Raw genomic sequence first — 11,105 nt, forward strand, 5'->3', positions numbered from 1 at the left:
GTGGAGCAGCTCGGTAGCTCGTCGGGCTCATAACCCGAAGGTCGTCGGTTCAAATCCGGCCCCCGCAACCAACTATTTGTATCCATGGCAAGCGCTAGCGCCTGTGGTGGAGACGAAGACAGCAAGAAGCAACTGCTCTGCTTTTTGTGGTGGCAATACAATTCGGACGCGGGGTGGAGCAGCTCGGTAGCTCGTCGGGCTCATAACCCGAAGGTCGTCGGTTCAAATCCGGCCCCCGCAACCAACTTCTGACTGATTTTCTTCTGCATTACCTCTCTGATCCCCTCCAGCATCTGTTGCTTGCACACAATAATGTGTGTTTTTCCGATCCCTCTCGCCATTTGTTCGGTATCATCCTGCTTTCTGTTCATGGATGAGGCCGCACCCTGTGATGACCCCTTTTAGCTATTCTTCTCCCCAAATCACGATGCAGAGCACCTCCCTCGCCGAAGTAATGGCAGGGCCGGCTGCCGTCAAACTCTTGCTCATTGCCGACTCAGCGCGCGATACCCTGCTGGCGACGCCTCCCTTTGCCGCCGTGGCAACCCAGATAGCCCTGGGTCAGAAGGCCCCCTATTCCCTTGACGACAGTCAGGGGCTGCAACGGGTGATCTTCATGGATGCCCGCCCGGCCCTGGATCATCGGCTCTACAAGCAGGTGCGCAGCTGGGTGGGCTCGCTGGCGGGCCTCAAGGCGACGCACCTGGCGCTCCATCTGGAGGGCTTTGACGATGAGCATCGCGCGCAACTGGCAAGGGTGGTGCTCGCCTGCCTGCTCGCCGCCGATGTGACCCTGCCGACCCAGAAACGGAGTGAGGCGACAAGACCGGGTTATCAGCAGTTGCAACTTTCCCCCCCTTGCGAGCTGGACATGGCCCGCCTGAGCGCAGAAACCGAAGGCAATGGTCTGGCTCGCCACCTGGCGGTGCTGCCAGCGTCCGAGCTCAATGCCCGTCATTACCGGGCCTATGCCCGGGAGCTGGCGCAGCAGGAGGGGTGGCAGTGGCAGGAGTTTGATGAGACGACCCTGGCACAGAAGGGGGCTGGCGCCTTCCTGGCGGTGGCCCGTGGTTCGGCGGATGGTCAGGCCGCCATCGTCAGGCTCAGTTACTGTCCGGCCAACCCGGTGCGCCGCGTCGCGCTGGTGGGCAAGGGGATCTGCCACGACTCCGGTGGCTACAACCTGAAAGTCGGTGGCAGCATGTATGGCATGCACCTGGACATGGGGGGCAGCGCGGTGGCCCTTGGCACGTTGCTGGCCATCAGCCGGGCGAAACTCCCCATTGAGGTGCACTGCTGGCTCGCCATCGCTGAGAACCACATCGGCCCGCAGGCCTTCCGGCCCGGTGAGGTGGTGACTGCGCTGAACGGCACCACCATCGAAGTGGTGGACACCGATGCCGAGGGTCGCATGGTGCTGGCGGATGCCCTGACCCTGGCGGCCGGGGACAAACCCGACTTGCTGATCGACTACGCCACCCTGACCGGCGCCTGCAAACGGGCGCTCGGCAGCCGTTACAGCGGCGCCTTCACCAACCGCCCCGAGTGGCTCACCACGCTGATAGCGCTGGGACAGCAGAGCGGGGAGCGAGTCTGGCCCTTCCCTCTGGACGAGGATTACGATGACAACCTCGATAGCGAGTGGGCCGATCTGTTACAGTGCGCGCCGGGCGCCTCCCCGGATCACATCGATGCCGCCCGTTTTCTCACGCGCTTCGTGCCCGCCGAGCTTCCCTGGTTGCACCTCGACCTGAGTGGTTTTCGCAACAAGGGGGGCAATGGCGTGGTGGGCAGCGAGGTAACCGGCTTTGGTGTCAGGCTGACCCTGACCCTGCTCGACAGCCCTCTGGGGATGGGTGCGCCCGACGCATGACAACGTGGCCAAGCACAATCAATAAGGACAAGCGTGAAACAAGCAAGTTATGACTGGGTGCTGTTCGATCTGGACGAAACCCTGCTCGATTTTCCGGTCGCCAGGGCGCTGGAGCGGACCCTGCAGATCTACGGCGTGGCGCCGACTCCCCCCAAGATGGCGGAGTACCATGCGCTCAACCAGCGGCTCTGGCAGCAGTACAACTCAGGGGAGATTGACGCCACCCACCTGCAGCAGACCCGTTTTTCGCTCTTTGCCGAGCAGGTCAACGTGGCGCCCATGGCGATGAACGAGACCTTCCTGCAGCAGATCATCGCCCTGAGCGTGCCGCTGGAGGGGGTGGAGGAGACCCTGCAGACCCTGAAGAGCAAGGTCAGAATGGGGATCATCACCAACGGCTTCAGCCTGCCCCAGCGCGGGCGCCTCGACAAACTGGGCTGGAACAGCTGGTTTGAGCCTCTCGTTATCTCTGACGAGGTGCAGGTGACCAAGCCGGCGGCGGCCATCTTCCAGCATGCCCTGGCGCAGATGGGTCAGCCGAGCCCGGCGCGGGTGTTGATGGTGGGGGACAATCCCAAGACCGACATCGCCGGTGCCGCCGCCCAGGGGCTTGCCACCTGCTGGTACAACCCGGGACGGGAGACAGGCCCGTGCGAGGCGACCCACGAGATCCACCACTTCGCCCATCTCTGCGGGATCGTGCTGGGAGAGTAGGTCCCCATGTCCGCAAGGGTGTAAAAAAACAAGGCAGCCCATGGGCTGCCTTGTTTGCACCCGGCGTCTGCTAGCGGCCGAGGCGGGCGAGCAGCCAGGCCTCCAGCAAGGCCACTCCGGGGGCCAGCACGGCTTCGTCGAAGTCGAACTCCGGATGATGGTGGGGGGCCGCGAGGTTGGCTCCCAGGATGAGATAGGCGGCTTCGCCGCCGTGCTGCTGTACCCGCTCGATGAGGAAACCGGCATCCTCGCTGGCCCCGAAGCGGCGGGTGTGGATGGTATCAAGGGAATTCCCCTCTGCGAGAGGCACGATTTCCTCGATGAGGGCTGGGCTGTTCTCGATGCCGATCGCTTCCCCCTGTTTGCGGATGTGGTAGGTCGCGCCCTGCATCAGGGCCGCCCCCTCCACAATCTGTTGCACCTGATTGAACATGTAGTCGTTGAGGGCCGGCGTCGCGCCACGGGTCTCCCCCATCAGGCGGGCATGGCCCGGGATGACGTTGCGTCCACTGCCGCCGTTGAGCTGACCCACGTTGATGCGGGTCATGCCGTCCCGATGGCGGGGAATGCCGAGCATGGCGGTGGTGGCCATGCAGGCCGCCGCCAGGGCATTGTGGCCCGCGTTGGGCTCGAGCCCCGCATGGGCGGCTTGCCCCATGAACTCCACGTCGAATTTGGTTGAACAGAGAAACTCGGTGGGGTTGACCACCAGCTCACCGCTGCTCGCGTGAATGCCGATGTGCAGTGCCAGCAGGGCGTCCACGTCGTCGAGCTGCCCCCCTGCCGCGAGCGCCTTGCCGCCTCGGCAGCCCTCTTCAGCGGGCTGGAAGAAGAGCTTGATGCGGCCAGTGAGGCGATCAGCGAGGGCCGCGATCCGCTCGGCCAACACCAGACCGATGGCGGTGTGACCGTCGTGGGCACAGGCGTGCATCCAGCCCGGGTTGGCGGAGTGCCAGCCTCCCTGGCCGGGCAGGTGTGACGCCTCCTGGCTCTCTTCGACCTCCACCGCATCGATATCGAAGCGAAACGCCAGGGTGGGGCCGGGGCGCCCGCTCTCCCAGAGTCCCATCACGCCGGTGAGTGCGTCGATCCGCGTCAGCCACTCCGGATGCGCCCCCTGGTGCAGGGCACGGGCCTTCTGGGCCTCGACGTCTATTTCCCGTCCCATGATGAGGGTGCTGGCGAGCAGTTGATCCCCCAGCATGATGGAGAAACCGAGCTCACTGAGGTGTTGGGCGATGAGGGTGGTGGTGCGAAATTCACACCAGGCGGCTTCGGGGTGACGATGAAGGTCGCGGCGCCAGTGGCGCAAGGCATCCTGAGTCATGGTGGTTCCTGCGTGGCAAATCCAGCGGCCATTGTGACGGGCAGGGGGGCAAGAGTAAATCCCGCAGGGGGAGATGCGACAAGGGGAGCCCGGGCTCCCCTTGAAAGATGGCATGGATGTCGACGAGGTCGTTTTGTGTGCGCAGATCGCACTCAATGATGGCTTGGCATCATCCTTTGCCAGAGCACGTCAAAAACCCATGTTGCAGTCTGTTTTTTGAACCACCCCTCTGGTGCAGAGGTGGCAGAAGGCTGATTGACCGACTTAGAGCTGTGCCAGCGACGGCATGGAGACGGCAACCAGAGTGAAAAACACGGTGAAAACGGCGGTAACTACGAACTCTTTCATGATTTTATCTCCCTTGGTTGGCTCATGATGGAACCAAGATACCACAACAGAACGATAAAACAACGAAAAATGTAATTATGAGGCAAAAATGGTTTGGTAGTGGAATTCGGCTGCATTTTTCCAAGTTTAAGGGCGTTTTTTGTCCTGGGAAGAGTTTCATGGTGATGCCAGTGAAAGGGAATGCATATAAAGTCTTTAAATACATTTAGTTACGTTGTTTTTGTGACTCTCTCTTTTGTGGTTCCGATTGGGGTGTTTGTGGTGATCTCCATTTTTCGGCAGCAAAATGGCCTGCGGGATGCGCCGATTGATGTCGCCATAGGGAGGTTGGTGGCTGTCAGCCAGTTTTTGTCATCCCATGTCATGTTTTCTCACGACTTGTGTCCTAACCCCAGTCTGCAAGGCTGTTGCCAGCCAGGGTTATCCGATGAAGCCTCAATTTTCTGCTCATCCCAAACAGGATAGGAGCAAAAAGAGTACGAAAAACGACAAAACGGCCGCCAAAGGAGCATGGAAGGAAAGGGGGAAGGCGGGAAAATGGAGGTTCGATCTTCATGGGGCCTTGGGTGGTCGGAAGCCCCGTTTTTCGCTGTTTTCTTTGGGGGACGAGCCATTGGGCCCGCGCGCAGGGGAAGCGGGCGATATCGTCGGCCCACCCGGGTTGCTATATGGCGCCAGTGTGATGGGATGAAGGGCAGGGGAGGCCTGGCGCAGGGCCGTGGCACTGCGCCACCAAGGCCTTTATCCAGACCCGTCGCGAACAAGGTGAGCAAGCAGAAAAGCGGGGGAAAGAAGTAAAGGAGAAGGTCGTGGGGTCAGAGGCTCAGGGCCGCCGGGCAAGGGGTAAGAGATGGCGACAGTGGCCAGTGGATAGCCGGGCCCCCGCAGGGGGAGGAGGGGGTGAGGAGCCCGCATAAAAAAACCCTCCAGAGGAGGGTTTTTTGTCAGACCACAGCCCTTAGAACAGGGTGGTGGAGAGATCGTACAGCTCCTGGTTGAACGGGCGCTTCAGGTTCTCGATGCAGTCGATGATGTCGTGGTGCACCATCTCGTTGCCCTGAATGCCGACGCAGCGGCCACCCTGGCCCGCCAGCAGTTGCTCGACGGCGAAGGCACCCATGCGGCTGGACATGATACGGTCACGGGCAGTGGGAGAACCGCCACGCTGGATGTGACCCAGGATGGTGGCGCGGGTTTCGCGGCCGGTCATGGCCTCGATGTCTTTTGCCAGGGCGTTGACGTCGGTGACGTGCTCGCAGATGGTGATGATGGCGTGCTTCTTGCCCTTGGCTTCCCCTTCCTTGATCTGTTGCAGCAGCTTCTCCTTGTCGAAGGCTACTTCCGGCACGATCACGTACTCGGCACCACCGGCAACGGCGGCAGACATGGCCAGATCGCCGCAGTGGCGGCCCATGATCTCGACCACGGAGATGCGGTGGTGGGAGCTGCAGGTGTCGCGCAGGCGGTCGATGGCGTCAACCACCACGTTCAGAGCGGTATCAAAGCCGATGGTGAAGTCGGTACCGGCGATGTCGTTGTCGATGGTGCCCGGCAGGCCGATGCAGGGGAAGCCCTCTTCGGTCAGCTTCTTGGCACCCATGTAGGAGCCGTCACCGCCGATGACCACCAGGGCGTCGATGCCGTGTTTCTTCAGGTTTTCGACCGCTTCGGCACGGACTTTCGGATCCTTGAAGGCGGGGAAACGGGCGGAGCCGAGGAATGTACCGCCACGGTTCACGACGTCGGAGACGCTGTGACGCTCGAGCTTGACGATACGGTCCTGGTGCAGACCGAGGTAGCCATCATAGATGCCGTAAACTTCCAGGCCATGATGCAGACCGGCGCGCACCACGGCGCGGATGGCTGCGTTCATACCCGGTGCGTCACCACCACTGGTCAAAACACCAATACGTTTGATTTGTTTGGTCATGAGTGCCTCTGGATCTGAGTTGTCGAAAATCAAGATTCTGAAAAATACGGCTGGCCGCTTTTACTATATCGGCTTTCCTATGGCGAGAGGGTCCATAGGAAAGCGATATGCAAAGAGGGGCGGGGCCCCTCTTTGCTTGGCGCTTACTTGGCGGCGCCAGCGATGATCTGGGAGAAGTCGTCCACTTTCAGGGACGCGCCACCCACCAGGCCACCGTCGATGTCCGGCTGGCCGAACAGGTCGGCAGCGGTGGCGCCAGTCACGGAGCCGCCGTACAGGATCTGTACCTTGGCAGCCACGGCTGCATCAAAACCGGCCAGGTATTGACGGATGTGAGCATGCACGGATTGTGCGATCTCCGGGGTGGCGGTCTTGCCGGTGCCGATGGCCCATACCGGCTCGTAAGCGATGACGGCGTTCTCGAAGGAGGCGATGCCGCAGCGATCGATCACGGCCTTGAGCTGGGTCTCGACCACCTGGTTGGTGGTACCGGCTTCGAACTGGGCCAGGGTTTCACCGATGCACAGCACGGGGATCAGGCCGCCCTTCTGGATGGCTTCGTACTTGGCAGCCACCACGTCGTCGGTCTCTGCGTGCAGGGTACGACGCTCGCTGTGACCGACCAGGGAGTAGGTGCAGCCGAAGGCTTTGAGCATGGAGGGGGCGTTTTCGCCGGTGAAGGCGCCGGACTCGTGAACGTCGGCGTTCTGGGCACCGTAGGCGATCTTGCTGCCAGCGGTCAGCTGTTCAACCAGACCCAAAAAGATAACCGGCGGGCAGACGGCCACTTGCACGGAAGGATGAGCGGCAGCGGCCGGGGTCAGTCCTTTGATCAGGGCTTCTACAGAAGCCTTGGTGCCGTTCAGTTTCCAGTTACCCATTACCAGGTGCTGTCTCATCTTCTATATCTCCTAGGCATTTGATTGCGCAACATTATATGAATTGAACCGAGCCCAAGATAGCTGACCCGGCGGCAAATGACGTAATTTTTTTTCGCTTTCCTGATCCAAATCAGGAATGCAAGGCGCGATTGCTCACTCGGTGACCTGCCCACGCAAACGGGCCCACCATACCCCAATCCACTCGTGAATGGCAGCCTCGGAATACATCAGATAACGCCCCTTGGGGAGGTAGCTGTAGAGGGGTTGTGGCTCCTGACTCTGCTTGGCGGTGTAATCGGTGGGAGCCGGCACCGCATCGAGTCCCTGACTGCGATAGAGAGCCATGGCCCGGGGCAGGTGGGTGGCCGAACTCACCAGTGCCACCCGCTTGCCGTTGAGGTGGGCGGCGATGCTGACCGCCTCGTCATGGGTGTCTTTGTTGTTTTCAAACAACGTCATGCGCGCACGCGGGATGCCAAGGCTGGCCGCCATGCGGGCGTTGACCTCGGCGTTCGACAGGGGATCCCCGGCCACGGCGCCGGAGAAGACCAGCTCGGCTTCTGGATAGGCCAGAGCCAGGCGAACTCCTTCCAGGGTGCGCGCCAGGGAGATGTTGTTTTGCCAGGCGCGCTCTGGGATGGCCGGATCGCTCACATGACCGTTGCCCAGCACGACGATGGCCTGGATGTCAGGATGCTGGCTCACCTCGAAGGGGGGATAGGTCTGCTCCAGGCTGCGGGCCAGCTCGTAGCTCACCGGCCGCGTCCCCATCAGGGCGATGATCACCAAGGAGAGGGTCGCCAGCAGCCTGCCGCTTTTTTGAAAGCGGGTGAACCAGAGCAGCACGAGCGCCAGCACCAACAAGGAGAGAGAGAAGGGGAGCGGCATCAACAGATGGCCCAGCCATTTCTTGATGACAAAGAAGTTGAGCTCGAACACGACAGACACGTCCTTGAGTTTTCAGCAAATTCGGGATGTGACAGAATACCCCTCTTTTTTCCTGTGGCCCAATCCTGTGTGGTTCCTCCTGCGGCCCTCATGGCGGGGCGGTCGAAGATGAGTGTGTCTTGAAGCAAGATCAGAGTTTTGACGGGCGCGCGGACAAGTTCGCTCGCAACATTTACGACTCCACCAAGGGGCGCATTCGCACCACCATTGTCTGGAGTGACATCGAAGCCTGCCTGGCGCGCCTGGGCAACCGGCCGCTGCGCATCCTGGATGCCGGCGGCGGCTTTGGCTACTTCGCCCAGAAACTGGCGGCCATGGGCCATCAGGTGGAGCTGTGCGATTTGTCGGCAGAAATGCTGGCTCTGGCCCGCAGCCAGATCGCCGAGAAGGGGCTGGAAGACAGAATTCGTCTCATCCATTGCCCCATTCAGGATCTCAAGCACCAGGTGACCGGTACCTTCGATCTGGTGCTCTGTCACGCGGTACTGGAGTGGCTCGCCGAGCCGCGCCAGACCTTGCTGGGTCTGTTCCCTTTCGTCAAGGCTGGGGGCATACTGTCGCTGCTTTTTTACAATCGTCACGGCCTCCTGTTCCAGAGCCTGGTGGTGGGCAATTTTGACTATGTGCGCCTGGGCCTTCGCAAGAAACGCCAGACAGCCCTGACACCCACCAATCCCCAGTTGCCGGAGCAGGTCTATGACTGGATAGGCCGGGGGGGATTGCGGATCATCGGCAAGACCGGGGTGCGCGTCATCCACGACTACATGCGCCACAAGCAGGATCAGGTCGAGAAGTTCGAGGACCTGCTGGCCATGGAGCAGCAATATTGCCGCCAGGAGCCCTTTGTTTCCCTGGGGCGCTACATCCATGTGATGGCCCAGAAACCGGCCGGTTGAGACACACCGGCGTGAATACGATGCGGGATCCAGCCGCCGGGGCGCCACCGACCCCGGCCTATATCACCACGGCGGGCGAAGACCTGCCGACTATAACAACGAGATGATAACGTCATGATGAGTACATCCCGTACCCTGCCAGAGACGGTGGGATGGGTCAGACAGGAGGGGTTGGCGCTGAACCTCCCCACCGACAGGCTGGCCTTTCTGATAGCGATCAAGACGCTCTCCGAGGACGAGTCTGATCTCTCGGAGGCCGCGCTGCACGATGCCTTTGGCTATGTCAGCAGTGCCTTCGGCCAGATGGACGAGACCCTCACCGGTCGCGCCAACAACGCCATCAACGATCTCATTCGCCAGCAACTGCTGTCGCGTTTCACCACCGACATGGTGGCGGGGGAGAGCCTCTACCGCCTGTCGCGCCTTGGCATGAGCATCGTCGATTTCTTCATGGATCAGCGCCAGGTGGACTCCATCAAGCTCTCCATCCTGCTCGAGCACCTGGCGGCCGAGCTCGACACCGCCCGCAAGGCGGCGCTCGAGACCAACACCCGGGAGCAGTGGGACGCCGAGGTGCTGCCGCGCCTCTCCTTCTCCCTGGAAGAGACGCTCGGGCGCATCGATCTCACCCAGCGCGCCATGGACGAGCAGCAAAACCAGGTCAAGAGCGAGATAGCGGCCCTGCTGACCCAGAACTGGGTCGATGCCATCCACAGCTGCGAGAAGCTCCTGCACGAGACCGGCCAGACCCTGCGCGAGTTGCAGGACACCCTGGACGCCGCCGGCCACCGCCTGCAGGCGGGGCTGCTCAACATTCAGGAAGCGGCCCAGGGGCGTGAGGATCTGTTCCACGTAGAAGAGCTGACCCACGCCCTGCAGGGGCGTCTGGACGTCATCACCGCCTGGGGCCAGCAGTGCATCGAGCTCTGGTCCCGTTATGACAGGCACGTCCACAAGTTCATCCGCAACGCCATCGACATGGACAAGAACCGCGCCTTCAGCCAGCGGCTGCGGGAATCCATCCGCAACTTCGAGCAGCACAGCTGGTTGTTGCGGGTGGCCGAAGAGCCCCGTTTGCTGGAGCTGCGGGATGAAACCATCGCCATCCACGACGAGGAGGTGACCGGCGAGGTGCCCCTCGAGATGGAGTACGTGGAGATGGTGGACATCAACCAGGAGCTGGCGGAGCGCATCGAGCGCTACCTGGCCCGCTACCCGGAGCAGGGAGATCGGCTGGATCTTGCCGACGTGCTGCGGGAATACCTGCTGGACTACCCGGCCCATGCCCACTTCGACGTGGCGCGCCTCCTGATCGATCAGGCCGTGCGTCTCGGCCATGCCAGCGGTGAGCGCGAACACCACCGCCAACCCGCATGGAAACCCATCAACCAAGCTGGATCCAAGGTTCAGGCCTATGTCATCGATCAATACTGAATTCCCCTTGCCCCTGCGTCTCGCAGAGGCCATCGCCAACCCCTTGTTTCCGCGCATCGACACCGCCCTGCGCTCCGGTCGCCACATCAGTGCCGACGAATTCGAGCAGCACTCGGCCCTGGTGGAGTACCACCAGGAGCTGGAGATCTTCTACGGTCGCTATCAGGTGGAACTCATCAAGGCGCCGGAAGGCTTCTTCTACCTGCGTCCGCGCCCGAGCGCCGACATCGGAACAACAGTGTTATCTGAGCTCGATATGCTGGTGGGCAAGGTGCTCTGCTACCTGTTCCTGAGCCCGGACAGGCTCGCCTCTGAAGGGGTGTTCGCCATGGGCGAACTGCAAGAGGAGGTGCTGAGCCTGGCGGACGAGAAGCAGCTGCTGCGGATGGTCAACAGCCGCTCCGGCGGCACGGATCTGGACAAGAAGAAGCTCCTCGAGAAGATCCGCACCTCCATGCGTCGCCTCAAACGCCTCGGGATGATCACCCCCCTTGGCAACAGCGACAAATTCCGGGTCAACGAATCCGTGTTCCGCTTCGCCGCCGATGTGCGCTCCGACGAGGATCCCCGCGCGGTGCAACTGCGGATGATCCAGGAAGGGGAGGCCATTTTCCACGACGACGAGATGCCGAGCAGCGATTCCCTGTTCGAGGATATCGAAGAGGATCTGGACGAAGAGCAGCTGGAGCTGGAGGTGGAAGATGATCTGCAACGTTAATGTGCCGGCACTGATGGTGTCTGCCGGTTTGATGGA

9 protein-coding genes and 1 tRNA gene are annotated in these 11,105 nt (G+C 61.4%); 6 read left to right on the forward strand and 4 right to left on the reverse strand.

Features of this window, described 5'->3' with window-relative positions; genetic code table 11:
• Positions 1-167 precede the first annotated feature (167 nt).
• The 3 genes from AB5Y53_RS08640 (at position 168) to yjjG (ending at position 2,587) form a co-directional block, all read left to right on the forward strand.
• Positions 168-244, forward strand: a tRNA-Met gene (locus tag AB5Y53_RS08640).
• Positions 245-388: 144 nt separating this feature from the next.
• Complete coding sequence (locus tag AB5Y53_RS08645; RefSeq protein WP_069651319.1) at positions 389-1,873, forward strand: leucyl aminopeptidase family protein; 1,485 nt, start codon at positions 389-391, stop codon at positions 1,871-1,873.
• Between the two features lie 33 nt (positions 1,874-1,906).
• Complete coding sequence (yjjG, locus tag AB5Y53_RS08650) at positions 1,907-2,587, forward strand: pyrimidine 5'-nucleotidase (protein WP_368181663.1); 681 nt, start codon at positions 1,907-1,909, stop codon at positions 2,585-2,587.
• A 70-nt stretch (positions 2,588-2,657) separates the two neighbouring features.
• Here the strand turns inward: yjjG and AB5Y53_RS08655 are convergent, their stop codons facing one another.
• The 4 genes from AB5Y53_RS08655 to elyC form a co-directional block, all read right to left on the reverse strand.
• Positions 2,658-3,914, reverse strand: a complete 1,257-nt coding sequence (locus AB5Y53_RS08655) for an amidohydrolase (RefSeq protein ID WP_324031777.1) — start codon at positions 3,912-3,914, stop codon at positions 2,658-2,660.
• A 1,306-nt stretch (positions 3,915-5,220) separates the two neighbouring features.
• The gene (gene pfkA / locus AB5Y53_RS08660; RefSeq protein WP_010674852.1) at positions 5,221-6,192 is read right to left on the reverse strand and encodes a 6-phosphofructokinase; all 972 of its coding nucleotides are present in this window, start codon (positions 6,190-6,192) and stop codon (positions 5,221-5,223) included.
• A 143-nt stretch (positions 6,193-6,335) separates the two neighbouring features.
• Complete coding sequence (tpiA, locus tag AB5Y53_RS08665; RefSeq protein WP_029314576.1) at positions 6,336-7,091, reverse strand: triose-phosphate isomerase; 756 nt, start codon at positions 7,089-7,091, stop codon at positions 6,336-6,338.
• A 135-nt stretch (positions 7,092-7,226) separates the two neighbouring features.
• A complete protein-coding gene (gene elyC, locus AB5Y53_RS08670; RefSeq protein WP_042863923.1) occupies positions 7,227-8,012 on the reverse strand; it encodes an envelope biogenesis factor ElyC in 786 nt (261 codons plus the stop codon).
• Positions 8,013-8,140: 128 nt separating this feature from the next.
• Between elyC and cmoM the strand changes: the two genes are divergently transcribed.
• The 3 genes from cmoM to mukE all read left to right on the forward strand — a co-directional run bounded on the left by cmoM (position 8,141) and on the right by mukE (position 11,069).
• Positions 8,141-8,917, forward strand: a complete 777-nt coding sequence (gene cmoM / locus AB5Y53_RS08675) for a tRNA uridine 5-oxyacetic acid(34) methyltransferase CmoM (RefSeq protein WP_368181666.1) — start codon at positions 8,141-8,143, stop codon at positions 8,915-8,917.
• A 114-nt stretch (positions 8,918-9,031) separates the two neighbouring features.
• Positions 9,032-10,351, forward strand: coding sequence for a chromosome partition protein MukF (gene mukF / locus AB5Y53_RS08680; RefSeq protein ID WP_042863922.1), 1,320 nt, complete (start codon positions 9,032-9,034; stop codon positions 10,349-10,351).
• Positions 10,332-11,069 carry a chromosome partition protein MukE gene (mukE, locus tag AB5Y53_RS08685; RefSeq protein ID WP_029314572.1) on the forward strand — a complete coding sequence of 246 codons (738 nt, stop codon included), beginning with the start codon at positions 10,332-10,334 and terminating at the stop codon, positions 11,067-11,069. The genes mukF and mukE overlap by 20 nt, the downstream gene beginning before the upstream one ends.
• Positions 11,070-11,105 lie beyond the last annotated feature (36 nt).

The sequence above is a fragment of the Aeromonas sp. R7-5 genome, assembly GCF_040908015.1.
Lineage (GTDB): Bacteria > Pseudomonadota > Gammaproteobacteria > Enterobacterales > Aeromonadaceae > Aeromonas > Aeromonas caviae.

Coding starts and splice junctions, on each gene's coding strand:
- AB5Y53_RS08655 (WP_324031777.1), bottom strand. CDS start 3,914: ATGACTCAGGATGCCTTGCGCCACTGGCGCCGCGACCTTCATCGTCAC.
- pfkA (WP_010674852.1), bottom strand. CDS start 6,192: ATGACCAAACAAATCAAACGTATTGGTGTTTTGACCAGTGGTGGTGAC.
- tpiA (WP_029314576.1), bottom strand. CDS start 7,091: ATGAGACAGCACCTGGTAATGGGTAACTGGAAACTGAACGGCACCAAG.
- mukF (WP_042863922.1), top strand. CDS start 9,032: ATGATGAGTACATCCCGTACCCTGCCAGAGACGGTGGGATGGGTCAGA.
- mukE (WP_029314572.1), top strand. CDS start 10,332: ATGTCATCGATCAATACTGAATTCCCCTTGCCCCTGCGTCTCGCAGAG.